Consider the following 26,074-nt stretch of genomic DNA (forward strand, 5'->3'; position numbering starts at 1 on the left):
ATCGCAGGCTGCGCCGTCCGGCGACAGTCGCCCCATCCGCTTCGCAAATCCGAAGAGGGCACTTGTCCTTGCCGCGAATCCGACGATACGCGGCCTGATCGCCGTTCACCCGCCACGCTGGTGCAGTCGTCCGCCAACGCTTTTAAAACAGCGCGGCGACGAAAGCCTGCTCGTGCGCTCAGTCCGCCTGCTTGCGCAGGAACGCCGGAATGTCGTACGTGTCGACGCCCTTTTCCTGCAACGCCTGCACATGCGACGCCGCCGTATCGCGCGACGTGCGCCACACAGCCGGCGTATCCAGCGCGCCGTAATCGGCGGTGCTCGCGTGCGACGGCGTATAGCCGGCGTGGTGCGCGTTGACCGGCTGGTTGTCGGTGCCGGTGCGCAGCAGCGTCATCGGTGCCGATTGCTGCTTCTTCGCCGCGCGACCCAGACCCGTTGCCACGACCGTCACGCGCAGCGCGTCGCCCATTGCATCGTCGTACACCGCGCCGAAGATCACCGTGGCGTCTTCCGCCGCATAGCTCTTGATGGTGTTCATCACTTCGCGCGTTTCCGACAGACGCAGCGAACGGCTCGACGTGATGTTCACCAGCACGCCACGCGCGCCCGACAGATCCACACCTTCCAGCAGCGGGCTGGCGACAGCCTGCTCTGCGGCCAGACGCGCGCGATCGACGCCGGCGACCGTCGCCGTGCCCATCATCGCCTTGCCCTGTTCGCCCATCACCGTCTTCACGTCCTCGAAGTCGACGTTCACCAGACCGTCGACGTTGATGATTTCCGCGATGCCGGCAACCGCGTTGTTCAGAACGTCGTCTGCGCACTGGAAGCACTTGTCCATCTCGGCGTCATCGCCCATCACCTCGAACAGCTTGTCGTTCAGAACGACGATCAGCGAGTCGACGTGATCCTCCAGTTGCTGCGAACCGGCTTCCGCGACGCGCATCCGCTTGCCGCCTTCGAATTCGAACGGCTTGCTGACCACGCCGACGGTCAAGATGCCCATTTCCTTGGCGATCTGCGCGACCACCGGCGCCGCGCCCGTGCCCGTGCCGCCGCCCATGCCGGCGGTGATGAACACCATGTGCGCGCCGCGCAGCGAATCCGCGATGCGTTCACGCGCTTCTTCCGCTGCCGCGCGGCCCATTTCCGGCTTGGCGCCAGCGCCAAGCCCCGTATTGCCGAGCTGGATCACCGCGGTGGCGCGCGAGCGCGACAGCGCCTGCGCATCCGTGTTCATCACGATGAAGTCGACGCCTTGCACGCCTTTGTTGATCATGTGCTGAACGGCATTGCCGCCAGCGCCACCGACTCCGATCACCTTGATGATGGTGCCGTTCGTTTCGGTTTCCAGCATCTGGAATTCCATGTTGCCTCCGTCAAGATAAAAAATTGCAGCCACTCGGCCGTTATTCGGCAGGAGATCGGGCAACCTCCTGTCGCGCGCCGGCCGCCGGCACCAGCGCGTATTTTTTAAAGCCCGTTCTTTAAAGCCAATTCGTTAGAAGTTGCCGAGGAACCAGTCCTTCATTCGCGTGAACACCTGCCCCATCGACCCCGACTGCACCGCGACCTTGCGGCCGCGCATGCGTTGCGAGCGTCCTTCGACGAGCAGGCCCATCGCCGTCGAATAACGCGGGTTGCGCACCACGTCGGCGAGACCGCCCGCGTATTCCGGCACGCCGATGCGCACCGGCTTTAGGAAAATGTCCTCGCCCAGTTCGACCATGCCGAGCATCATCGACGCGCCGCCGGTCAGCACCACGCCGGAGCTCAGCAGTTCCTCGTAACCCGACTCGCGCACCACCTGCTGCACGAGCGAAAACAGTTCCTCGACACGCGGCTCGACCACCGCCGCCAGCGCCTGGCGCGACAGCGTGCGCGGACCGCGCTCGCCGAGACCCGGCACTTCGATCATTTCGTCGGGATCGGCCAGCGCCTGCTTGGCGATGCCGTAATCCACCTTGATGTCTTCCGCGTCCGGCGTCGGCGTGCGCAGGGCCATCGCGATATCGCTCGTGATCTGGTCGCCGGCGATCGGAATCACCGCCGTATGGCGGATCGCGCCTTCGCTGAAAATCGCGATATCCGTCGTGCCGCCGCCGATATCGACCAGCACCACGCCGAGTTCCTTTTCGTCCTCGGTCAGCACCGCCAGCGACGACGCCAGCGGCTGCAGAATCAGATCGTTCACTTCGAGCCCGCAACGGCGCACGCACTTGACGATGTTCTGCGCCGCGCTCACCGCGCCGGTGACGATATGCACCTTCACTTCGAGACGAATGCCGCTCATGCCGATCGGCTCGCGCACATCTTCCTGGCCGTCGATGATGAATTCCTGCGTGAGGATGTGCAGCACCTGCTGATCGGTCGGGATGTTGATCGCCTTCGCCGTCTCGATCACGCGCGCCACATCCGTCTGCGTGACTTCCTTTTCCTTGATCGCCACCATGCCGCTCGAATTGAAGCTGCGGATATGGCTGCCGGCGATGCCGGTGAATACGTTGGTGATCTTGCAGTCGGCCATCAACTCCGCTTCTTCGAGCGCACGTTGAATGGACTGCACGGTGGCCTCAATGTTCACCACCACGCCCTTTTTGAGCCCCTTCGATTCGCTCTGGCCGAGACCGATCACCTCGTAGTGACCCTCGCCCTTCAACTCGGCGACGATGGCCACCACCTTCGACGTCCCGATGTCGAGGGCGACCAGCAGATCTTTATAGTCTTTACTCATAGCGTGCTCATTGCGTGTGATGTCCGTTTACTTCTTGCCCTTGTCGGGTTCGCTGATGAAGCGCATGCCAGCGGCACGAATCGCGAAACCGTTCGGATAGCGCAAGTCCGCATACTCAATGTCCTTCCCCCAACGTTGCGTCACCGCGTTCCAGGCCGCGGTCAGGCGCTTGCTGCGATCGAGCAGCGTGTCCTGATTGCGTTCGCGTCCAAGTTCCACCTGCATGCCGTTCGACAGCTTCACCGTCCACGCGTAGCGCGGCGACAGCGTCACTTCCTCGGGCGTCGCGCCTAACGGCGCAAACCATTTCTGGAAGTCGTGATACCGCGCGACGACTTCCTTCGCCGTTCCGTCCGGGCCGTCGAATGCAGGCAGCTCCTCTTCGAGTTCGCCCTGGTTCGCGGTGAACAGTTCGCCGTCCACGCTCACCAGTTGATCGCTGCCCCACGTCCCCAGCGGTTTGTACTCTTCGAGCGTGACAGCCAGCGCATTCGGCCAGACACGCCGCACGCTCGCGTGACGCACCCACGGCATCTGCTCGAACGCCTGACGCGCGACGTCGAGATCGACCGTGAAAAAGTTGCCCTTCAGACGCCCGACCACACCGGCGCGCACCGTCGGCGAATTGATGTGCTCGGTATCGCCGTCGATCTGAATCTCGTGCAGCGCGAAGTTCGGACGCTGGATCAGCCAGTAACCGCCTGCCGCCAGCAGCACGAGCACCAGCAACGCATGCAATGCGTTGGCGGCGAGATTGAGCTGGCGAACGTTGTTCCACATGGTGTTGCTTTCGAGTTGCCCCGTTTAGTCCTTCTCAGTCCTTCAAGGTCAGCGCCAACACGCCGACGACCAGTTCCTGATAGCTGATGCCCACCGCGCGCGCCGCTTTCGGCGGCAGCGAGTGATCGGTCATGCCGGGCGCCGTGTTCACTTCCAGGAAGTACGGGTTGCCGTCGGCGTCGAGCATGAAATCGGCGCGACCCCAATCGGTGCAGCCGAGCACGTCGAACGCGCGGCGCGCCAGCACTTTCAGACGCGCTTCCTCATCCGCCGTCAGGCCGCACGGAATCAGGTATTGCGTGTCGTTGGCGATGTACTTCGCGTGATAGTCGTAGAACTCGCCGGCCGGCACGATGCGGATCACCGGCAGGTCGAGATCGCCGGCGATGCACGCGGTGTACTCGCCGCCGCCCTCGATGCTCTTTTCGACCACCACGATCCTGTCGTACTTGACCGCTTCGATCAGCGCCGCCGGCAATGCGTCGGCGCTCTTCACCTTGATCACCGCGACGCTCGACCCTTCGCTCGCCGGCTTCACGAAGAGCGGCAAGCCGAGCTTCGCGACGATCTCGTGGGAGCGCGCTTCGTAGTCGTCGCCGCGCAGCACGGCTTCGAACGGCGGCGTCGGAATGCCGAGTTGCTGCCACACGAGCTTGGTGCGGAACTTGTCGAGACCGAGCGCCGAGCCGAGCACGCCGCTTCCCGTGTAGCGGATGCCGTAAAAATCGAGTGCGCCCTGGATCTGGCCGTTCTCGCCGTAGCCGCCGTGCAGCGCGTTGAACGCGCGCACGAAGCCTTCGTCCTTCAACGCGGCGAGCGGACGCTCGGCCGGATCGAACGGATGCGCGTCGATACCGGCGTCGCGCAGACCTTGCAGCACGAGGCGGCCGGAATTGAGCGACACCTCGCGCTCGGCGGAATTTCCACCGAGGAGCACTGCCACCTTGCCGAATTGTTTAGGGTCGATACTGCTCATCTCACACCTTCGTTTCCTGCGCGAGACGACCCGGCACACCGCCGATCGAACCCGCGCCCATCGTGATCACCACATCGCCGTCGCGCACCAATGCAGCGAGCGCGTCCGGCACTTCATCCACCGTATCGACGAACACCGGCTCGACCTTGCCCGCCACCCGCAGCGCCCGCGCCAACGCGCGGCCGTCCGCGGCGACGATCGGCGCTTCGCCGGCCGCATAGACTTCGGTGAGCACCAACGCGTCGACGGTCGACAGCACCTTCACGAAGTCCTCGAAGCAATCGCGCGTGCGCGTGAAGCGGTGCGGCTGAAACGCCAGCACCAGACGCCGGCCGGGGAACGCACCGCGCGCCGCCGCCACCGTGGCCGCCATTTCAACCGGGTGATGCCCGTAATCGTCGACCAGCGTGTACGCGCCGGTTTTACCGTCGGCCACGACCGGCACCTCGCCGTAGCGCTGAAAGCGCCGGCCCACGCCGTTGAAATCCGCCAGCGCTCGCTGGATATCGGCATCTTTCACTTCGAGTTCAGTCGCAATCGCAATCGCGGCCAACGCGTTCTGCACGTTGTGCTCGCCCGGCAGGTTCAACACGATGTCGAGCGGCGGCGCGTCTTCGCGCATCGCGGTGAAATGCATCTTGCCGCCGCGCGCTTCGACGTTGACCGCACGCACTTGCGCATCGGGCGCCAGGCCGTAGCGGATGATCGGCTTCGACACGAACGGCAGGATTTCCTTCACGCTCGGATCGTCGACGCACAGCACGGCAATGCCGTAGAACGGCAGACGATGCGTGAACTCGATGAACGCCTGCTTGAGCCGCGCGAAGTCGTGGCCGTAGGTGTCCATGTGATCCGCGTCGATGTTCGTGATGACCTCGATCACCGGGAACAGGTTCAGGAACGACGCGTCCGATTCGTCCGCTTCCGCGACGATGAAGTCGCCCGTGCCCAGCCGCGCATTCGCGCCCGCGCTGATCAGCCGTCCGCCGATCACGAAGGTCGGATCGAGCCCGCCCGCGGCCAGCACGCTCGCCACCAGCGACGTGGTAGTGGTCTTGCCGTGCGTGCCGGCAATCGCGATGCCCTGCTTCAGGCGCATCAACTCCGCGAGCATCACCGCGCGCGGCACGATCGGAATACGGCGATGGCGCGCGGCCAGCACTTCGGGGTTGTCGCTGCGCACCGCCGTGGAGACGACCACCGCGTTCGCGTCCTCGATGTTCTCCGCCGCGTGGCCGATCGCGATGCGCGCGCCGAGCGCCGCCAGCCGATCGGTCACGGCGTTCTTCGACAGATCCGAGCCGCTCACCTGATAGCCGAGATTGAGCAGCACCTCCGCGATGCCGCTCATGCCGACACCGCCGATGCCGACAAAATGAATGTGTTTGACGATGTGTTTCATTGCTTTCCTTCTGGGCTCGCGCCCGAAATCGAACCCGCCACGGTCGCGCAAATCTGCGCGACCTGTTCCGTGGCGTCGGGTTTCGCGAGCGAGCGCGAACGCTCCGCCATTTCCGCGAGGGTCTCGCGCGTCTGGCTGCGCAACCATTCGGCGAGCGTTTCCGCCGACAGGTCGCGTTGCTGCACGACAAGCGCCGCGCCGTTGTCGGCGAGGAACGCTGCATTGGTGGTCTGGTGATCGTCCACCGCATACGGGAACGGCACGAAAAACGCCGCCACGCCGACCGCTGAAATCTCCGCGACCGTCATCGCGCCCGCGCGGCAAATCACGAGGTCCGCGTTCGCGTAGGCGCTCGTCATGTCGTCGATGAAGGCGACGAGTTCGACGCCGGCTTGCTCGCCGTCGGCGGTTTGCAATCCCGCTTCCGTGTAGTTCTCGCGCAGCGCGTCGATATGCTTCGCGCCCGCCTGATGCACGATGCGCGGACGTTCGTTCGGCGCCAGCAGCGCGACCGCGCGCGGCACCACTTCGTTCAACGCGGCCGCGCCGAGACTGCCGCCCACCACGAGCACATTCAACGGGCCCTTGCGTTGCGCGTAGCGTGCTTTGGGTGCGATTGCGCGTGCAAGTTCCGCGCGGATCGGGTTGCCGGTCCATTCGCCGTGCGGCAGCGTATTCGGGAACGCGACCAGCACACGTTTCGCGAGCTTCGCGAGCACTTTGTTCGCGAGGCCCGCGATCGAATTCTGTTCATGCAAGACCAGCGGACGGCCGCTCAATACTGTCATCAAGCCGGCCGGGAACGTGATGTATCCGCCCATGCCCAGCACGACATCCGGCTTCACGCGACGCAGCACGCTCAGGCTTTGCGCGCAGGCACGCAGCAGATTCACGGGCAGCATCAGCTTGGTTTTGAGGCCCTTGCCGCGCAGGCCGCCAAAGCGCACGTATTCCATCGCGATGCCGTGCTTCGGCACCAGCGTCGCTTCCATGCCGGCAGGGTTGCCGAGCCAGACGACCTTCCAGCCCCACGTCTGCATCAGATGAGCGACCGCGAGACCAGGGAACACGTGTCCCCCGGTGCCGCCGGCCATCACCATCAGCGTGCGTTGCGGCAGGGAGGTCATACTTTTCCTCCGCGCATGAGAACCCGGTTCTCGTAATCCACCCGCATCAACACGGCAACCGCCACGCAGTTCAGTACGATGCCCGAACCGCCGTAGCTCACGAGCGGCAGCGTGAGCCCCTTGGTCGGCAGCAAGCCGAGGTTCACGCCCATGTTGATGAACGTCTGCGCGCCGAACCAGATGCCCACGCCCTTCGCCACCAGGCCCGCGAACGTGCGGTCGAGCGCGAGCGCCTGACGGCCGATCTCGAACGAGCGGCGCACGATCCAGTAGAACATCAGGATCACCATCAGCACGCCGATAAAGCCGAGTTCCTCGCCGATCACCGCGAGGATGAAGTCGGTATGCGCTTCCGGCAGATAGTTGAGCTTCTCGACGCTGCCGCCCAGGCCCACGCCGAACCACTCGCCGCGCCCGAACGCGATCAGCGAGTGCGTCAATTGATAAGCCTTGCCTTGCGCGTAGCGGTCGTCCCACGGATCGAGGTACGCGAAGATCCGCTCGCGACGCCACGGCGACGCCCACACCAGCAAGCTGAACGTGCCGACCGCGGTGGCCACGAGGCCGCCGAACAGCTTGCCGTTCACGCCGCCGAGAAACAGCACGCCCATCGCGATCGCCGCGATCACCATGAACGCGCCCATGTCCGGTTCGAGCAGCAGCAACGCGCCGACGAGCCCGACCGCCACCGCCATCGGCAAGAAGCCCTTGGCGAAGCTGTGCATGTATTCCTGCTTGCGCACCGTGTAGTTCGCCGCGTAAATCGTCACCGCGAGCTTCATGATTTCCGACGGCTGCATGTTCGTGATGCCGAGCGGAATCCAGCGGCGCGCGCCGTTCACGCCCTTGCCGACGTGCGGAATCAGCACGATCACGAGCGCAAGCAACGCGAGCAGGAAGAGTTTGGGCGCGTACTTGTCCCACGTCGAAATCGGAATGCGGAACGACACGATGCCGATCACCGAGCCCATCACCACGAAGATGATCTGGCGCACGAGGAACGCATAGTCGCGATACGACGCGTATTTCGGCGAATCGGGCATCGCGATCGACGCCGAATACACCATCACGACGCCAAGACCCAGCAGCGCGACGACCACCCACAGCAGCGAGTGGTCGTAGTCGAGCATGCGCGAGCGCAGCGGACGCACGCCGTTGACGGCGCTCGCGAGGCCGCTGCCGTCCGCGCGGCCGGCTGCGCGAGCCGCGCCGCCCACGGCGCCGGCGCTTTCGCGCGAGCCGCCAGTGCGCGAGCCGAATCGTTCGGACCAGCTCATATCATCGTCCCCCGTTCGGCAGCGATGTCTTCCACGGCGCCGCGGAACACCGCGGCGCGGTGCGCGTAGCTCTTGAACATGTCGAAGCTCGCGCACGCCGGCGACAGCAGCACGGCGTCGCCGGGCTGCGCTAGCGCGGTGGCCGCGCGCGTCGCTTCCTCGAGCGTGGCCTGATCGGTCAGCGCGATGCCGGTGTGTTCCAGCGCGGCGCGGATCAGCGGCGCGTCGCGGCCGATCAGCATCACGGCGCGGCACCAGCGCGTCACCGGCTCGGCGAGCGGTTCGAAATCCTGGCCCTTGCCGTCGCCGCCGGCGATCAGCACGACGCGCTGCGCGAGGCCGTCGAGCGCGGCGACCGTCGCGCCGACGTTGGTGCCCTTGCTGTCGTCGACGTAATCGATGCCGTCGATCGACGCGATCAGTTCCACGCGATGCGGCTCGCCGCGATATTCACGCAGACCGTGCAGCAACGGCGCGCCGGGCAAGCCGATCGCGCGCGCGAGCGCATAGGCGGCGAGCGCATTCGCGGCATTGTGCAGGCCTCGGATGCGCAAGGCGTCCGCGGGCATGAGGCGCTTGAGCGCGATGTTCGGCGGCGCGACCACTTCGTTCTTGCGGCGACGCTTCGGCGCGGCGGACTCGTCGCTCGCGTCGAGATCGTGCGCCTGAACCAGCCAGACCATGCCGTTATCGCGCAGCAAGCCGTAATCGCCGTCGTTCTTCGGCTCGGTGACGCCGAAGGTGATGATCGCCGCGTCGCTCTCTTCGGAGGGCGCGAGCGCCATGACGCGCGAGTCGTCGCGGTTCAGCACGCGCACGGTCTGTGTACCGAAGATGCGGCCCTTCGCGGCGGCATAGGCATCGAGGCCGCCGTGCCAGTCCAGGTGGTCTTGCGTGATGTTCAGCACCACCGCCGCGTCTGGGCTGAACGTGTGCGCGGTTTCAAGCTGGAAGCTCGATAGTTCCAGTACCCACACGTCGGGCAGCGCGGTGTTGTCGATCGCCTCGGTGAGCTTGTCGAGCAGAGCCGGGCTGATGTTGCCCGCGACCGCGACCTTCTTGCCGGCGCGTTCGCACAACAGGCCCGTAAGGCTCGTGGTCGTGGTCTTGCCGTTGGTGCCGGTGATCGCGACGACCTTCGGCGCGTAGCCGCTTTCGCCGAGCGTCCGCAGCGCCTGCGAGAAGAATTCGAGTTCGCCCCACACCGGAATGTCCTGCTCGCGCGCCGCCGTGATCAACGGCAGCAGGTCGGCGGCGAGCGGCGACAAGCCGGGGCTGATCGCCACGAGTTCGACGCCTTCGAGCAACACGGGAGAAAACGGCCCGCCGACGAATTCGGCGTCGACGGCATGCGCTTCGAGGGCGGACAGGTTCGGCGGCACCTCGCGCGTATCGGCCACACGCAGCCGACAGCCGTGCCGCGCGCACCAGCGCGCCATCGCGAGACCGGATTCACCCAGTCCCAGCACGAGCACCATCGGCTTTTGCCGATCCCGAAACTTCTCGCCGAACATCGCCTGCTTCCCCTAATACCTGCTGCTTAACGCAGTTTGAGCGTGGACAAACCGAACAGACACAACATGAGCGTGATGATCCAGAAACGCACCACCACTTGCGTTTCCTTCCACCCCGACAGCTCGAAATGGTGATGCAGCGGCGCCATCTTGAAGAGACGCCGGCCTTCGCCGAAACGACGCTTGGTGAATTTGAACCACGCAACCTGCAACATCACGGAAAGCGTCTCCGCGACAAAAATGCCGCCCATGATGAAGAGCACGATTTCCTGGCGCACGATCACCGCCACCGTGCCGAGCGCGCCGCCGAGCGCGAGCGCGCCGACGTCGCCCATGAACATCTGCGCGGGGTGCGTGTTGAACCAGAGGAACGCGAGCCCCGCCCCGCCCATCGCAGAACAGAAGATCAGCAGTTCGCCCGCGCCGGGGATATGCGGAAACAGCAGGTATTTCGAGAAGACCGAGCTGCCCATCACGTAGGCGAACACGCCGAGCGACGCGCCGACCAGCACGACGGGCATGATCACGAGACCATCGAGACCGTCGGTGAGATTCACCGCGTTGCTGGAGCCGACGATCACCAGATACGTCAGCACGATGAAGCCCCACACGCCGAGCGGATAGCTGATCGACTTGACGAACGGCAGCATCAGGTCGGCGCGCGCGGGCAAGCCCATCGACAAGCCGCTTCGCACCCATGCCATGAACAGGTCGAACACGCGCACGTTGTTCGCTTCCGACACGCTGAACGCGAGATACACGGCCGCGAACAGACCGATCACCGACTGCCAGAAATACTTCTCGCGCGACGACATGCCGCGCGGGTCCTTGTAGACCACCTTGCGGTAATCGTCGACCCAACCGATCACCCCGAAGCCGAACGTGACGAGCATCACGATCCAGATGAAGCGGTTGGTCAGATCTGCCCACAGCAGCGTGGCCACGGCGATGCCGAGCAGGATCAGCACGCCGCCCATGGTCGGCGTGCCGGATTTGACGAGGTGCGTTTGCGGACCGTCCTTGCGGACGGCCTGGCCGACCTTCATCGCGGTCAGCTTGCGGATCACCGCCGGGCCGCAGACGAGCCCGATCAGCAGCGCGGTGATGGTTGCCGCCACCGCACGGAAAGTCAGATAACTGAACACGCGCAAGAAGCTTGCGTCATTCTGCAGCCATTGCGCCAGCGCCAGTAGCATGCTTCGGTCCTTCTATTTCAATGTGCGGCGGGCGCATTGCCCGCCGGGTTGGGTTGTGGACTCGTTACGGCGTCCACCACGCGCTCCATTTGCATGAAGCGCGAGCCTTTCACGAGAAACGTTGCGGCAGCGACGAAACCGGCCTGCTGCAATTGCGCGACCAGCGTGCCGATATCGGCGACGTGATGCGCGTCGGCGCCATACGCGGCGCAGGCGTCGCGCGAGGCGTCGCCCATCGCGTACAGCGCGTCGATGCCGCGTTCCCTGGCGTACGCACCGATTTCGCGGTGAAACGCCGGACCGTTGTCGCCGACTTCGCCCATGTCGCCCATCACCAGCACGCGCGGCGCGGCACATGAGGCGAGCACGTCGATCGCGGCGCGCATCGAATCGGGGTTCGCGTTGTAGGTGTCGTCGATCACGGTGGCGCCGGCGAGCGCGCCGAGCGCGGCACGCTTCACCTGCAAGCGGCCCTTCACCGCGCCGAACGCTTCGAGACCGCGCTTGATCGCGTCGAGCGACACGCCCGCGGCGAGGGCGGCGGCCGTCGCGGCGAGTGCGTTGTGCGCGTTGTGGTTGCCGAGCACTTGCAGCGTGACTTCGACGTGGCCTTGCGGCGTGTCGATGCTGAGCACGTTGCCCACGAAGCTGCCTTTCACGGCCGCTTCGGTGACATGCTCGGCGTCGTTCAAAGCGAAGTCGATGATGCGGTTGCCGGTCGCCGCGACGCGCCAGATGCTCGCGTAGGCGTCATTGGCCGGAAACACCGCGACGCCGTCCGGGGCGAGCGCGTGAATCACGCTCGCATGTTCGAGCGCGACCGCTTCGACGGTCGCCATGAATTCCTGGTGCTCGCGCTGCGCGTTGTTCACCACCGCCACCGTGGGCTCGGCGATCTTCGCGAGCAGCGAGGTTTCGCCCGGATGGTTCATGCCGAGCTCGACCACCGCCAGTTGATGCGCGGCGTGCAGGCGGAACAGCGTGAGCGGCAAACCGATGTCGTTGTTGAAATTGCCGGCGGTCGCAAGGCGGGCATCCGCGCCCACCGCGGCGGCGAAGATCGACGCGATCATTTCCTTGACCGTGGTCTTGCCGTTGCTGCCCGTCACCGCGACGAGCGGCATGCCGAACCGGCGGCGCCAGCCGCGCGCGAGCGCGCCGAGCGCCACGCGCGTATCGGCCACGCGCAAGGCGGGCACACGCCAGTCGTCGGGTGTATGCGCGACCAGGACCGCCGTGACGTTGCGCGACGCGACTTCCGCAAGGAAGTCGTGCGCGTCGAAGCGCTCGCCCTTGATCGCGACGAACAGATCGCCCGGACCGGCGCTGCGGCTATCGGTCGACACGCGTTCGAACGCGACGCTGTCGTCGCCGATCACGGTGGCGCCGGGAATCAGCGCGGCGGCTTCCCGCAGCGAGAACATCGTCATTCGCCACCCCCGCGTGCATGCGTCGCCCGCGCGGCGAGCGCGAGACGAGCGTGATCCTGATCGGAGAAAGCGCGCTTCTTGCCCATGATTTCCTGGGTTGCCTCGTGCCCCTTGCCGGCCAGCACGATGACGTCTTCGCGCGCGGCGCCGCGGATCGCTTGCAGAATCGCGCTCGCGCGGTCCTCGATGCGGCGCGCTTTGGACGCGTCTTTCATTCCCGCGACGATCTGCTCGATGATCGATTGCGGATCTTCGCCGCGCGGATTGTCGCTGGTCACCACCACGCCGTCGGCGGTTTTCTCGGCAATCGCGCCCATCAGCGGACGCTTGGTGGCGTCGCGGTCGCCGCCGCAGCCGAACATGCAGATCAGTTGACCGCCGCGAGCGGCCGCCATCGGGCGCAGTGCTTCGAGGGTTTTTTCCAGCGCGTCCGGCGTGTGCGCATAGTCGATCACGACGAGCGGTTCGTCGTTCTGCAAGCGGCCGCCGAGGCGCTGCATACGGCCGTTCACCGGCTGGAGCTTCGCCAGTTCGGCAAGCGCGGCGTCGAACGGCACGTCCGCAGCGAGCAACGCGCCCAACACGCCGAGCAGATTCGCAACGTTGAATCCGCCGAGCGTTTGCACTTCGGCTTCGGCGTTGCCCCAGTCGGACGTAGCCAGATGAAACGCGGTGCCCGTGGCGGTGGCGCGAACCTTCGATGCGACAAGCCAGGCATCGGCTTGCGGCGCATCTTGCTGGGACGTGCCGGTTTCATCGAGCCCGTAGGCGATCGTGCGCGCGTGCCCTTGCGTGCTTGCCAGCAGGCGCCGGCCAGCGGGGTCGTCGCGGTTGATCACCGCCGCGCGCAGTTCGGGCCACGCGAAAAGACGCGCCTTGGCTGCTTCGTAGGCTTCGAAGGTGCCGTGGTAGTCGAGATGGTCTTGCGTGAGATTCGTGAACACGGCGATGTCGAACGCCGTGCCGTTCACGCGACCCTGATGCAATGCATGCGACGACACTTCCATCGCGACCGCCTGCGCGCCTGCGTCGCGCAATCGCGCGAGGCTGCGTTGCAGTTGCGGCGCGTCGGGCGTGGTGAAACCGGTGTGCACGAGTTGACCCGGCAACCCGGTGCCGAGCGTGCCGATGATCGCGCAGCGCGTGCCGAGCGCGGCCAACGCCGCCGAGATCCACTGGCTGCAGGAAGTCTTGCCGTTCGTACCGGTGATGCCGATCGCGAGCATCGTGTCGCTCGGATCGCCATACCAGGCGCTCGCGATCGAGCCGGCGAGCTCGTTCAGCGCCGGCACGGCCAGTGTCGTGGCCGGATCGACGATGCCGTCGTAGCCTTCAGGCTGAACCAGCACCGCGGCCGCGCCGCATTCGAGCGCGCCGTCGATGAACGGGCGGTTGTCCGCGCCGTCGACCGCGTAGGCGAAAAACGCGTCGCCCGCCGCGAGCGAGCGTGTGTCCGCATGCAGATGCGCGCCTGGCTGCACGCGCGCGCGCAGCCAGGCCAAGGCGTCGACGATCTGCCGGTGCGCCGGATGTCTGTTACGGAGTACGCTCATCGCACGACTCCGGGATGGTTTTTCGCGCTGGCGGAGATCGTCATCTTCTTCGCGCCGGCGTTAGTGGAGAGCTTCCTGGCCGTTGCGGCCGTGGCCGGCGTGTTCGGCGCGGCGGGCGCCGCGTCGTCCGACACCACCATCTGCTTGACGGGCATGTCGGGCGGCACGTTCAGCGAGCGCAGCGTATCGCCGACGATGCCGGAGAACACCGGTCCCGAGACCTGGCCGCCGAAGTGGCTGCCCGCCGTGGGTTCGTCGACCGACACGGCCACCACGATGCGCGGATTCGGCATCGGCGCCATGCCGACGAACGATGCGCGGTACTTCGAGTGGTCGTAGCCGTGCGGGCCGTGCTTGTACGCGGTGCCGCTCTTGCCGCCGACGCGATAACCCGGCACGGCGGCGTCCGGCGAGGTGCCGCCCGGCGCCGTCACGGTTTCGAGCATCGCGCGCACCTGGCGAGCAGTGGTCGGCGAGAAGATTTGCGGGCCCGCAGCCGGCTGATCGCCCGGCGCGCGGAAAATCGACACCGGCATGATCTCGCCGTCGTGCGCGATCGCGGTGTATGCGCGGCCCAACTGGAACAGCGACACGGACAGGCCGTAGCCGTAAGACATGGTCGCCTGTTCGATGCGGCGCCAGTTCTTCCACGAACGCAGACGGCCAGCCGCCGCGCCGGGGAAGCCGACCTTCGGCGCCTGGCCGAGACCGATGCTGGTGTACATATTCCACATCTCTTCGGGCTTGAGCTGCATGGCGATCTTCGTTGCGCCGATGTTGCTCGATTTCTGGATCACGCCGCCCACGGTCAGCACGCCGAAGGCGCTGTCGTCGGTAATCGGCGCACCGTCGAGCACGAAGCGGCCCGAACCCGTATCCACCAGTGTAGTCGGCGTCACGCGGTGCAGATCCAGCGCGAGCGACACGGTGAACGGCTTCATGATCGAGCCGGGCTCGAAGGTGTCGGTCAGGATGCGGTTGCGCAACTGATCGCCGGTGAGGTGTGAACGGTCGTTCGGGTTGTACGTGGGGTAATTGACGAGCGCCAGCACTTCGCCGGTGCGTACGTCGATCACCATCGCAGCGCCGGCCTTCGCCTTGAATTTCTGCACGGCCGCTTTCAGGTTCGTGTACGCGATGTACTGGATCTTGCTGTCGATCGACAGATCCACGTCCTTGCCGTTATGGGGCACGACCTGCTCGTCCACGTCCTCGATGATGTGGCCGATGCGGTCCTTGATCACGCGGCGGCTGCCCGACACGCCGGCGAGCAGCTTCTGGTCGCCGAGTTCGACGCCTTCCTGACCTTCGTCTTCCACATTGGTGAAGCCGATCAGGTGCGCCGTGATCTCGCCTTCCGGGTAGAAACGCTTGTACTCGTCGCGCGCGTAAATGCCGGGAATCCCGAGCGCGGCGACCTTCGCGGCGACGTCGACCGGCACCTGGCGCTTCACGTAGACGAACGTCTTGTCTTCCGACAGCTTGGTGCGCAACTCCTTGCTCGTCATGTCGAGCAGCTTGCCGAGCGCGGTGAGCTTGTCGGCGCCGAGATCGTCCGGCACGGATTCGGGAATCGCCCAGATGGCGCGCACCGGCAGACTCGTGGCGAGCACGAGACCGTTGCGGTCGAGAATCTTGCCGCGCGTGGCCGGCAGTTCGAGGCGGCGCTGATAGCGGATTTCGCCCTGCTTCTGATAGAACGCGTTGCCCGGCCCCTGGATCCAGAACGCGCGCCCGGCCAGCGCGACAAACGCCATGAACAGCAGGAACACGACGAGCTTGGAGCGCCACATCGGCAGACGCACCGAGAGGATCGGGTTCGCCGAGAAAGCCACGCTTTTGCGAGCCGACGATTTTTTCATCGCACGCCTCCGCGGGCGGTCGCGGACGGCGCCGACGCCGGACCGGAAGTCGGGATGGGCGCATCTTCGGCCTTGGCGGCGTGCGGGTCGAGCGTCAGATATTGCGTGCGGCCGGTGCTGACCGCCTGCATTTTCAGCGAGGCCGTGGCGAGCTGCTCGATACGCGACGTTTTCGACAGCGCGCTCTGCTGATATTGAAGCTGCGAATAATCCTGCTGCAGTTGACGCTCCTGGGATTGCGCGCGCTGCAACTGAATGAAGATCTGACGCTGCTGATTGGTGGCGTTGACGACCGACAAGGCGCAGCCCATCACGATCATCAGCAGGAAGATATTGAGGCGATTCATGGTGCGATCCGCTCCGCCACCCGCATTACGGCAGAACGGGCGCGCGGATTCGCGGCGACTTCAGCGTCGCTCGGGAACACGCGGCCGATGACTTTGAGCGGAGGGCTCGGCAGATCGACGGCGCGAATCGGCAGGCGGCGATCCACCGCGGGCGTACTGGCGTGCGCCTGCATGAATCGCTTGACGATCCGGTCCTCGAGCGAATGAAAGCTGATGACCACCAGCCGCCCCCCTTGCTCCAACAGCGACAACGCTGCTTCTAAAACGACTTGCAGCTCCGCAAGCTCTTGATTGATGTGAATCCGTATAGCCTGAAAGGTGCGGGTTGCCGGATCCTTGCCCTTCTCACGGGTTTTGACGACGTTAGCCACGATTTGGGCAAGCTCGCCCGTGCTGACGAGAGGCCCAAGACGGTCGGACTCTGCCCGGCGAGCAACAAGCGCCTTTGCAATCTGAAAAGCAAACCGTTCTTCCCCATAATCTCGTATCACCTCCGTCAATTCCTGCACCGTGGCCCGCGCCAGCCAGTCAGCGGCAGACTCGCCGCGCGTCGGGTCCATGCGCATGTCGAGCGGACCGTCGGCGCGAAAGCTGAAGCCCCGCTCCGGGTCGTCGACTTGCGGCGACGACACGCCCAGATCCAGTAAAACACCCGACACCCGCCCTACTCCGCGCTCCGCGATTGCGCTGCGCAGTGAAGCAAAACTCTCGTGCACGATCTCAAAGCGCGGATCCTCGATCTGCTGCGCGGTGGCGATGGCGAGCGGGTCTTTGTCGAACGCGATCAGACGCCCGGCTTCCCCCAACCTCTCCAGCACCAGCCGGCTATGACCGCCGCGCCCGAAGGTGCCGTCCACATACACGCCGTCCGCGCGCGTGACCAGCGCATTGACCGCTTCTTCCAGCAGCACCGTGCGATGCTGCAATTCGTTTCCCATCGCAGGTGCCATATATGTATGCCGCGATCAGAACGTGAAATTCTTTAACGCTTCGGGCATGCCCTCGGCGATCGCCGCCTGTTCCTTCGCGGCGTAGGTTTGTGCGTCCCACAGCTCGAAGTGCCGGCCCATGCCGAGCAGCGTTACTTCCTTTTCCAGCGAGCCGGCCATGCGCAATTCCGGCGACACGAGCACGCGGCCCGCGCCGTCCATATCGACGTCCATTGCATTGCCGAGAAAAATGCGGCGCCACCAGGTCGCGTTCATGGGCAGATTGCCGACCTTCTCGCGGAAGATCTCCCATTCAGGGCGCGGAAAGAGCAACAGGCAGCCATCCGGGTGCTTGGTGATCGTCACCCGGCCCTCTGCCTGTGTCTGCAGCGCATCCCGATAGCGAGAGGGGATCGACATCCGCCCTTTCGCATCGAGTGTCAGCGCCGACGCCCCTTGGAACACTTCGCTCTCCCGTCTTGCGGCGCTTTTGCGCCGGCTGCCCGTTTCGTGAAAATCTACCCCAAACTACCCGTGAGATCACACAAAAATACACTTTCTCACACTGTCTCCCACTTTAGAGGAACGCTAAACAGGGGTCAAGGGAGAAACACGCTTTTCGGACGAATTTTGTTTGTTAGAACAAGGACTTAGCGCCACTCCTTCATGTCAGACATAAAACGGAAAACCGTTATAAATGAATGAGCTAGTGCAACTTGTGAAGGTGATACGTGAAAAGCGCGAGGGAAAGGCGCGCGACGTAAGAGATCGTCAAGCGAAGCGGGGAGGTGTTGGCGGGCGTTCGGAGGAGTTTCAGGGACGACGGGTGACGGGCCGTCCCACTTTCGGGCGATGCCTGGGGCAACCCGCTCGGGCTTATATGTAATAGGCGGTGCGCGTCATGACTTTCGATACCGCGCGCATCATGGCGCGCGCCGGGAACGGCAATTCGACGCCGCCCGCATCCATGGCGGCCTTACCGTGCCGTACTTCGTCCGCGCACATCTGCTCGACGATCGCGCGCGACTCGCGGTCGGCCGCGGGCAGCTTGTCCAGATGGCTATCGAGGTGTTGCTCGACCTGGCGCTCGGTTTCGGCCATGAAGCCGAGACTCACCCGGTCGCCGAGGCGCCCCGCCGCGAGTCCAATCGCCAGCGCGCCGGTGTACCAAAGGGGGTTCAACAGGCTGGGGCGCGAGTCGAGCGCCTCGAGGCGTTTGGCGGTCCACGCGAGATGATCCTCCTCCTCGATTGCAGCGTGATTGAACACGGCGCGCAGGGACGGAGACCGGGTAGCCAGTTTCTGCGCCTGGTAAAGCGCTTGGGCACATACCTCGCCAACATGGTTCACGCGCATTAAACCGGCCGAGTGCGCGCGTTCCGCCGGTGACAATTCGACCGGCTCCGCCACCGATTCTTGCGGAACCGGCAACGGACGACTCATCCGCGATACACCGGTCATTGAGCGTAAACCCCGATCAAACTCGCTAATCAACTCGTCCAGAAACATTAAGCGCTCCCTGATTCGACAACCGCTTGCCGCTCCGACAGGCCCGCGCGACAAGCATTTGCGGGATCAAGCCGGTTCTGCGGAAACCTCCAATTCGCATGAATCGGGCGGCCAATTTCGAATTTTAGACCATGTTGCGTAAACGAAACAGGAGCGTTCCCGGCTATCTCCTTTTTCTTTGTGCCATGTATGCCTTTTGTTACATTACGTGCAACTTCTCGCGAAGTTGGACAAGCAAGGCCTCAACGCTACATAAATATTCGCCTTGTACAAAAGATTCGTAATTCTTGGAGATCATTCGATGAAAAAGTCGCTTCTCGCTCTTGCAGCACTGGGCGCATTCGCAGGCGTCGCTCATGCTCAGAGCAGCGTGACCCTGTACGGTATCATTGACGAAGGCTTCAACATCAACACCAATTCGGGTGGCAAGCACCTGTACAACCTGTCCAGCGGCGTCATGCAAGGCTCGCGTTTCGGCCTGCGCGGTGCGGAAGATCTGGGCGGCGGTCTGAAGGCCATCTTCGTGTTGGAAAACGGCTTTGACGTGAACAACGGCAAGCTGGGTCAAGGCGGTCTGATGTTCGGCCGTCAAGCTTATGTGGGTCTGTCGAGCCAGTTCGGCACGGTCACGCTGGGTCGTCAGTACGACTCCGTCGTCGACTACGTCGGTCCGCTGGAAGCCGGCGACCAGTGGGGCGGCTACATCGCTGCTCACCCGGGCGACATCGACAACTTCAACAACGCATACCGCACGAACAACACGGTCAAGTTCACGAGCGCCGACTACGCCGGCCTCAAGTTCGGCGGCACGTACAGCTTCGGCGGTATTGCTGGCGACGTCACGAAGAACCAGATCTGGTCGTTGGGCGCGGGCTACAACAACGGTCCCCTCGTTCTCGGCGTTGGTTACTTGAACGCACGTACGCCGGCAGCTTCGGGCGGCCTGTTCAACAACGGCGGCCAGTCGCCGCTGCCGGCTGCTAGCGCGGCTGTGTCGTCGCCGGTTTATGGCGCGTACACCTCGGCGAACACGTACCAGGTGATTGGTGCCGGTGGCGCGTACACGTTCGGCGCCGCAACGGTCGGCCTGACGTACTCGAACATCCGCTTCTCGAACCTGGGCGTGGCGTTCGCGCAGCCGGCGGTCCGCGGCCAATCGGTTACGTTTAACAACGCGGAAATCAACTTCAAGTATCAGTTGACCCCGGCATTGCTGGTCGGCGCTGCATACGACTACACGCGCGGCGCGACCATCGAAGGCGCATCGCGTGCCCAGTACCACCAAGGCTCGCTCGGCGTGGATTACTTCCTCTCCAAGCGCACCGACGTGTACGTGATTGGTGTGTACCAACACGCCTCGGGTGACGTGCTGAATGCAGCAGGCACCGGCACGGTCGCTGCAACGGCTGGCATCAACGGCCTGTCGGGTTCGTCGAACCAGAACCAACTCGCGGCTCGCGTTGGTATCCGCCACAAGTTCTAATAAGTCGTAAAAAAGCAGTTTGCCTCAAGGCGCCTTCGGGCGCCTTTTTTTGTGACCGTCGCCGCTGCACTGGCATTGCCGGCCTTGCGGCGACAGCGCGAAAAAAGCCCGGCCGACTTTCGTCGTGCCGGGCTTTTCGTTTTAGCCCTACCGTGCGTGAGTTGCGGCGCAACTTAGCGCTGCGGCCCAAGCGTATGCGGGTCCGGCCTACGCCCGGCCGTCGCGCAATTCCCGGCGCAGAATCTTGCCCACGTTGCTCTTCGGCAGTTCCGCGCGAAATTCGACGATCTTCGGCCGCTTATAGCCGGTCAATTGCTGCTTGCAGTAGGCGAAGACATCCGCGTCGGTGAGCGCAGGATCTTTCTTCACGACGAACAGCTTCACCGCTTCGCCGGAATGCTGGTCCGGCACGCCGACCGCGGCGACTTCGAATACGCCGGGCAGTTTGGCGACCACGTCCTCGACTTCATTCGGATAGACGTTGAAACCGGACACCAGGATCATGTCCTTCTTACGATCGACGATCTTGACGAAGCCGCCCTCGTTCATGACGCCGACGTCGCCGGATTTGAAGAAGCCATCCTGGGTCATCACCTTGGCGGTTTCGTCCGGCCGGTTCCAATAACCCGCCATGACCTGCGGCCCGCGGATGCAGATTTCGCCCGGCTGGCCGAGCGGGACTTCGTTGTTTTCGTCGTCGCGGATCGAGATTTCCGTCGACGGCAGCGGCAGACCGATCGTCCCACTGTATTCAGTGACCGTCACCGGATTGCAGGTGACGCAGGGCGACGTCTCCGACAAACCATAGCCTTCGATGATCGGTGTATGCGTATGCTCGTACCAGCGTTTGGCGACCGCTTCCTGGACCGCCATGCCGCCTCCGTTCGCCGCAATCAGCTTCGAAAAATCGAGCTTATGAAAATCCGGACTATTCAGAAGCGCGTTGTACAGCGTGTTGACGGCGGGAATCGTCGTGATCGGATAGCCTTCCAGCGCCTTGATCATGCCGGCAATGTCGCGCGGGTTCGGAATCAGCACGCCGAGGCCGCCGGTGCGAATCGTCAACAGGCCGCACACCGTCAGCGCGAACACGTGATAGAGCGGCAACGCGACAACAGTGATGAACTGGTCGATGTCCGCACGGTTCGCGCGAACCGGATCGAGCCAGACTTCCGACTGCAGCACGTTGGCGATCAGATTGCGATGCAGAAGCGTCGCGCCCTTGGCCACGCCGGTGGTGCCGCCTGTGTACTGCAGAAACGCGACGTCGTCGGGACCTTGCTGGACTGGCTTGAAGCTTTGGCGGGCGCCTTGCGCGACTGCGGTGTTGAATTTGACGTGGCCCGGCAGGCTCCAGGCCGGCACCATCTTCTTCACACGGCGCACGACGAAGTTGACCAGCGCGCCCTTGATACCCATCAGGTCACCCATCGCCGCCACGACGATATGCTTGATCGACGTGTTGCGGACGATTGCCTGCACGGTGACCGCGAAGTTTTCGAGCAGGATGATCGCTTCCGCTCCGCTGTCCTTCAACTGATGTTCGAGTTCACGCGGGGTGTAAAGCGGGTTCACGTTGACAACCACGTAACCCGCGCGAAGGATCGCGGCAATCGCCACCGGGTATTGCAGCACGTTCGGCATCATGATTGCGATGCGCGCGCCGCGAGCAAGGCCCTTGGACTGGAACCATGCGGCGAGTTTATGCGAGAGCGCGTCGAGTTCGCCGTAGCTGATCTCCTGCCCCATGCAAACGAATGCCGGTTTCGCGCGATGATCTCGGAAGGCTTCTTCAAGCAGTTCCGAGACTGACGAATAGCGGCTCGGATCGATCTCTGCGGGTACGCCGGGCGGATAGGATTTCAGCCAGATTTTGTCCATGCAGCGTCTCCTTCTTTATTTTCGAATGGTCGTGCTAAAAACGCATCGTAGCATGGGCACCTCGGTACTATTCGCGAAAAGCGGCATAGTTAGACGGCAGCCTCGAACCAGTTCAGGACGAGGCTCGCGCAATCATTTGAATGTATTTCAGGCCCGCTCGACTTCGACGAGACAGTCGTAAAAGGTTGCCGACCCACCCAGATCGGTGAGCGCCTGACTGGTCACCTGGTTGGCGTTTCGGCCGTCCGGCGCGAGTTTCTTCCACCAGATCGACAGGCCGACGACGAGCCCTTCGCGCGCCTTGTCGGTGACACGGGCGCGCGCTTGCATCGAGCCGCGGTCGTTGAAAATGCGTACCTGATCACCATCGACGATTTTTCGCTGTCGAGCGTCAACCGGATGAATATCCAGGTGCGGCACGCCTTCCGTCGAGCGCAAACTTTCAATGTTCACGAAGGTGCTGTTCAGAAAATTGCGGGCGGGCGGTGAAATCATCGCAAGCGGATAGCGGGCGGCCAGTTCGGGCGCCCCGTCGGCCGATTCGTAGGGCGGCAAGTAATCCGGAAGCGGGTCGAGCCCTTGCTGCGCGAGGCGCTCACTGTAGAACTCGCATTTGCCGGACGGCGTGCGAAAGCCGCCTTCGGCGAACGGCGCGTCGGGCAAGTTCAGCTTCGCCCAACCGGTCTGCTTCAGCGTATTCCAGTCGACGCCTTCGAGCGTTTTGTCTTGCCAACGGAATGCAGCTTGCGCGACCGTTTCGTCGCTTTCATACAGCGCCGGCTCCTCGATGCCCATGCGACGCGCGAGGTCACGGAAAATCTCGGTGTTCGGCCGAGCATCGCCAACCGCAGCGATCGCCGGCAAATTGACCATCACGTGGGTATGCCCATACGACTTGTGCACGTCGAGGTGTTCGAGCTGCGTCGTGGCGGGCAGCAGTAAATCGGCGTAGTCGGCGGTGTCGGTCTGGAAATGCTCCAGCACGATCGTGAACAGGTCCTCGCGCGCAAAGCCCGCCGCGACTCGCTCCGAGTCGGGAGCAACGGCAACTGGATTCGAGTTGTAGACGATCATTGCCTCGACTTTAGGCCCGAACGCGGCGCCGCCCGGGTGCAGCAAGGCGTCGCCGATCGCATTCATATTGATGACGCGAGACGGCTTAGTCGGCCAACCCGGCATCAGGTCCGGGCGCTGCAACGCGTGCGAGTCGACAGGCGCCCATCCGGACGACGACAGCAGCGCACCACCCGCTCGTTCCCGCCATGCGCCTGTCAACGAAGGCAGGCTGGCGATGGCGCGCACGGCGTTGCCGCCGCCGCGGACCCTTTGCAAGCCGTAGTTCATTCGGATCGCGGACTTCCTCGTGCTGCCGTAAAGGCGCGCGAGGTCGACGACCACTTGTTCGTCGATGCCGCAAATGTCGGCAACTCGTGCCGGGGAATAGCTGAGCGCGCGAACCTTCAGTTCGGCAAAACCTAGCGTATGGGCCGCGATGTACGCGTGGTCGAGCCGGTTTTCCGTGATCAGCACGTTCATCATGCCGAGCGCCAAGGCGGCGTCGGTGCCGGGTTTCAGCGCGATGTGCTGGTGACATTTCTCCGCCGTCAGCGAGCGATACGGATCGATCGCGATCAGGCGCGCGCCGCGGCGTTTGGCTTCCTGGGCACGCGTCCAGAAATGCAGGTTCGAAGCGATCGGATTGGAGCCCCAAATCAGAATAACCTCGCTCTCGGAGAAGAACTCGGTCAGCATGCCGAGGCTCGCGCCATAGGTGTATTTCAAGCCTGCGGCGCCGGCTGCCGCGCAGATGGTGCGGTCCAGCTGCGATGCGCCCAGCTTGTGGAAAAATCGCTGCGCGATGCTATCGCCCTGAACGAGGCCCATCGTGCCGGCGTAGCTGTACGGCAGGATTGCTTCCGGTGCGCGGCTCGCGATTTCGGAGAGACGCGCGGCGGCCAATTCCAACGCCTCGTCCCAACTGATCGGCTCAAACCGACCCTCGCCTTTTCGGCCGACGCGCTTCATTGGGGTCGTTAGCCGATTCGGATGGTGCACACGCTCCGCATAGCGGCTGACTTTGGTACACAGCGCGCCTTGAGTCGGCGGATGCTCCGGGTCGCCGACGACTTTGATCGCCCGCCCACCCTCGACGGTCACGCGCATCGCGCAGGTATCGGGGCAATCGTGTGGACACACGGCGCGAGCGAATTCGGTCGGAGCATTCATCGGGCGACCCGTCCAATGTAATGGTGAGTGGAGGCAATCTCGAATTTTAGCGTCCATTGCGGTTTAGCCTCGCGATGCCTCCAAAAATGCCTTCGGCGTAGAATCGGTTATCACCGTGCCCGGGCCACATGGCCCCGAGCGATTCCACGCAAGCCCAAGCACAGGCGCAACATCACTTCCATCATGAAACTGATCCCCGAAATTCAAGCCGCTCATGGAGAAATCCAAACCCTTCGACGAACGATCCATGCTCACCCGGAGTTGCGCTATGAAGAGACAGCAACAGCAGACCTGGTTGCGAGGAATCTTGAGTCCTGGGGCATCGAAGCTCACCGTGGCTTAGGCAAAACAGGCGTAGTCGGCGTACTGAAGCGCGGCAACAGTGCGCGCTCGATTGGACTGCGCGCAGACATGGACGCTTTGCCCATTCAGGAACTGAATGCCTTCGATCATCGCTCGCAACACGATGGAAAAATGCATGCATGCGGCCACGATGGGCATACTGCGATGCTCCTCGGCGCAGCGCGGCATCTGGCAAGTCACGGCGAGTTCGACGGCACGATCGTGTTCATTTTCCAGCCAGCCGAAGAGGGCGGCGCTGGCGCCCAAGCAATGATCGACGATGGCCTGTTCGTCAAGTTCCCGGTAGACGCCGTGTTCGGCATCCATAATTGGCCAGGCATGCCAGCGGGCCACTTTGGTGTAACCGAGGGCCCCATCATGGCGTCGAGTAACGAATTTCGAATTGAAATCAAGGGCGTAGGATCCCATGCGGCGCTACCGCACAACGGACACGACCCGGTGTTTACTGCGGTGCAGATTGCGAGTGGTCTGCAGAGCATCATTACGCGGAACAAGAAGCCAATTGACACCGCGGTTTTGTCGATTACCCAGATTCACGCCGGCGATGCCGTCAACGTTGTCCCGAACGTTGCGTGGATCGCCGGAACGGTACGCACTTTTACCACCGAAACACTGGATCTGATTGAAGCGCGTATGCGCAAAATCGCTGAAAGCACTGCGGAAGCCTATGATTGCTCCGTCGAAATCCAGTTTCACCGAAACTATCCGCCGACAATCAACAGCGGCGAAGCGACGCGTTTTGCGGCAGCGGTCATGAAAGAGGTTGTAGGGCCAGAAAATGTCGACGATGCAGTCGAACCGACGATGGGCGCCGAGGACTTTTCCTTCATGTTGCTGGCGAAACCGGGCTGTTACGCATTTCTGGGCAACGGCGAGGGTGGCCACCGGGATTCGGGGCATGGTGCTGGCCCTTGCATGCTGCACAACGCGAGCTATGACTTCAACGACGAGCTATTGCCAATCGGTTCAACGTACTGGGTGCGATTGGCGCAACGGTTTCTTGCGCAAGAAAAATGAGGTAATTATGCGGGCGTGAGGCGGTTTCTTGTCGCCGCCTCCTCGCTCTCGCGAGCGCATGAGACGGTGAGCGGGGCTTTGTATGGACCTTTCTGGTTTTGCACCGCTTTGCGGGACATGGCGATTTTTCGGGGCCGTAAACGCACAAACCCCACCGGTGTGGGGTGGGGTCTGTGTTTCTGCATGGGAGCCTGACGATTACCTACTTTCACACGGGCAATCCGCACTATCATCGGCGTGGAGTCGTTTCACGGTCCTGTTCGGGATGGGAAGGGGTGGTACCGACTCGCTATGGTCATCAGGCATGACTTGTTGTCAGGTTGACGCGGGGGTCAACACGACCAATCTGGAAGAAGTAGTGTCTGGTGCATCGCACCAGGGGGAATGGGGTGGTGAGTGTATCGGGCACAACGCGGATCTCAACCGTGCGGGGCGGCGCGGGGAGGCGCCACCGGAAACACACTG

Annotated in this window: 20 protein-coding genes and 1 rRNA gene; 2 read left to right on the forward strand and 19 right to left on the reverse strand. The window is 63.6% G+C overall.

Annotated elements, in window-relative coordinates; genetic code table 11:
- Positions 1–178 precede the first annotated feature (178 nt).
- The 16 genes from ftsZ to coq7 form a co-directional block, all read right to left on the reverse strand.
- Positions 179–1,372: a cell division protein FtsZ gene (gene ftsZ, locus BUE39_RS24335; RefSeq protein ID WP_073431278.1), complete on the reverse strand. Its 1,194-nt coding sequence runs from the start codon at positions 1,370–1,372 to the stop codon at positions 179–181.
- A gap of 132 nt (positions 1,373–1,504) precedes the next feature.
- Entirely contained in the window at positions 1,505–2,737 is a 1,233-nt protein-coding gene (gene ftsA / locus BUE39_RS24340) for a cell division protein FtsA (protein ID WP_007180311.1), read from the reverse strand.
- Positions 2,738–2,764: 27 nt separating this feature from the next.
- Positions 2,765–3,517: a cell division protein FtsQ/DivIB gene (locus BUE39_RS24345; protein WP_073431279.1), complete on the reverse strand. Its 753-nt coding sequence runs from the start codon at positions 3,515–3,517 to the stop codon at positions 2,765–2,767.
- A 34-nt stretch (positions 3,518–3,551) separates the two neighbouring features.
- Positions 3,552–4,493, reverse strand: a complete 942-nt coding sequence (locus BUE39_RS24350) for a D-alanine--D-alanine ligase (protein WP_073431280.1) — start codon at positions 4,491–4,493, stop codon at positions 3,552–3,554.
- 1 nt (position 4,494) lies between these two features.
- The gene (murC, locus tag BUE39_RS24355; protein ID WP_073431281.1) at positions 4,495–5,895 is read right to left on the reverse strand and encodes a UDP-N-acetylmuramate--L-alanine ligase; all 1,401 of its coding nucleotides are present in this window, start codon (positions 5,893–5,895) and stop codon (positions 4,495–4,497) included.
- Positions 5,892–7,022, reverse strand: coding sequence for an undecaprenyldiphospho-muramoylpentapeptide beta-N-acetylglucosaminyltransferase (gene murG, locus BUE39_RS24360; RefSeq protein ID WP_073431282.1), 1,131 nt, complete (start codon positions 7,020–7,022; stop codon positions 5,892–5,894). The genes murC and murG overlap by 4 nt, the downstream gene beginning before the upstream one ends.
- Complete coding sequence (ftsW, locus tag BUE39_RS24365; protein ID WP_073431283.1) at positions 7,019–8,299, reverse strand: putative lipid II flippase FtsW; 1,281 nt, start codon at positions 8,297–8,299, stop codon at positions 7,019–7,021. Before ftsW ends, murG begins: the two co-directional genes overlap by 4 nt.
- Positions 8,296–9,813, reverse strand: coding sequence for a UDP-N-acetylmuramoyl-L-alanine--D-glutamate ligase (gene murD / locus BUE39_RS24370; RefSeq protein WP_073431284.1), 1,518 nt, complete (start codon positions 9,811–9,813; stop codon positions 8,296–8,298). Before murD ends, ftsW begins: the two co-directional genes overlap by 4 nt.
- Positions 9,814–9,839: 26 nt before the next feature.
- Positions 9,840–11,009, reverse strand: coding sequence for a phospho-N-acetylmuramoyl-pentapeptide-transferase (gene mraY / locus BUE39_RS24375; protein WP_073431285.1), 1,170 nt, complete (start codon positions 11,007–11,009; stop codon positions 9,840–9,842).
- A 17-nt stretch (positions 11,010–11,026) separates the two neighbouring features.
- Positions 11,027–12,439, reverse strand: a complete 1,413-nt coding sequence (locus BUE39_RS24380) for a UDP-N-acetylmuramoyl-tripeptide--D-alanyl-D-alanine ligase (protein WP_073431286.1) — start codon at positions 12,437–12,439, stop codon at positions 11,027–11,029.
- Complete coding sequence (locus BUE39_RS24385) at positions 12,436–13,992, reverse strand: UDP-N-acetylmuramoyl-L-alanyl-D-glutamate--2,6-diaminopimelate ligase (RefSeq protein ID WP_073431287.1); 1,557 nt, start codon at positions 13,990–13,992, stop codon at positions 12,436–12,438. The genes BUE39_RS24380 and BUE39_RS24385 overlap by 4 nt, the downstream gene beginning before the upstream one ends.
- Entirely contained in the window at positions 13,989–15,854 is a 1,866-nt protein-coding gene (locus BUE39_RS24390) for a peptidoglycan D,D-transpeptidase FtsI family protein (RefSeq protein WP_073431288.1), read from the reverse strand. The genes BUE39_RS24385 and BUE39_RS24390 overlap by 4 nt, the downstream gene beginning before the upstream one ends.
- Positions 15,851–16,201: a cell division protein FtsL gene (ftsL, locus tag BUE39_RS24395; protein ID WP_073431289.1), complete on the reverse strand. Its 351-nt coding sequence runs from the start codon at positions 16,199–16,201 to the stop codon at positions 15,851–15,853. The genes BUE39_RS24390 and ftsL overlap by 4 nt, the downstream gene beginning before the upstream one ends.
- A complete protein-coding gene (gene rsmH, locus BUE39_RS24400; protein WP_073431290.1) occupies positions 16,198–17,139 on the reverse strand; it encodes a 16S rRNA (cytosine(1402)-N(4))-methyltransferase RsmH in 942 nt (313 codons plus the stop codon). Before rsmH ends, ftsL begins: the two co-directional genes overlap by 4 nt.
- 27 nt (positions 17,140–17,166) lie before the next feature.
- Positions 17,167–17,595: a division/cell wall cluster transcriptional repressor MraZ gene (gene mraZ, locus BUE39_RS24405; protein ID WP_073431291.1), complete on the reverse strand. Its 429-nt coding sequence runs from the start codon at positions 17,593–17,595 to the stop codon at positions 17,167–17,169.
- Between the two features lie 411 nt (positions 17,596–18,006).
- The gene (gene coq7, locus BUE39_RS24410; RefSeq protein WP_073431292.1) at positions 18,007–18,639 is read right to left on the reverse strand and encodes a 2-polyprenyl-3-methyl-6-methoxy-1,4-benzoquinone monooxygenase; all 633 of its coding nucleotides are present in this window, start codon (positions 18,637–18,639) and stop codon (positions 18,007–18,009) included.
- Between the two features lie 301 nt (positions 18,640–18,940).
- On the opposite strand from coq7, the gene BUE39_RS24415 reads away from it, so the two are divergent.
- Entirely contained in the window at positions 18,941–20,122 is a 1,182-nt protein-coding gene (locus tag BUE39_RS24415; protein WP_073431293.1) for a porin, read from the forward strand.
- Between the two features lie 207 nt (positions 20,123–20,329).
- On the opposite strand, the gene BUE39_RS24420 is transcribed toward BUE39_RS24415, so the two are convergent.
- Positions 20,330–22,003: a long-chain fatty acid--CoA ligase gene (locus BUE39_RS24420; RefSeq protein ID WP_073431294.1), complete on the reverse strand. Its 1,674-nt coding sequence runs from the start codon at positions 22,001–22,003 to the stop codon at positions 20,330–20,332.
- 147 nt (positions 22,004–22,150) lie between these two features.
- Positions 22,151–24,229: a molybdopterin-containing oxidoreductase family protein gene (locus tag BUE39_RS24425; protein ID WP_073431295.1), complete on the reverse strand. Its 2,079-nt coding sequence runs from the start codon at positions 24,227–24,229 to the stop codon at positions 22,151–22,153.
- Between the two features lie 183 nt (positions 24,230–24,412).
- Here BUE39_RS24425 and BUE39_RS24430 point away from each other — a divergent pair, with 183 nt between their 5' ends.
- The gene (locus tag BUE39_RS24430; protein ID WP_073431296.1) at positions 24,413–25,609 is read left to right on the forward strand and encodes a M20 aminoacylase family protein; all 1,197 of its coding nucleotides are present in this window, start codon (positions 24,413–24,415) and stop codon (positions 25,607–25,609) included.
- Positions 25,610–25,798: 189 nt separating this feature from the next.
- On the opposite strand, the gene rrf is transcribed toward BUE39_RS24430, so the two are convergent.
- Positions 25,799–25,912 (reverse strand): 5S ribosomal RNA (gene rrf / locus BUE39_RS24435).
- Positions 25,913–26,074: the final 162 nt, after the last annotated feature.

Source organism: Paraburkholderia terricola, from assembly GCF_900142195.1.
GTDB classification, from domain to species: Bacteria; Pseudomonadota; Gammaproteobacteria; order Burkholderiales; family Burkholderiaceae; genus Paraburkholderia; species Paraburkholderia terricola.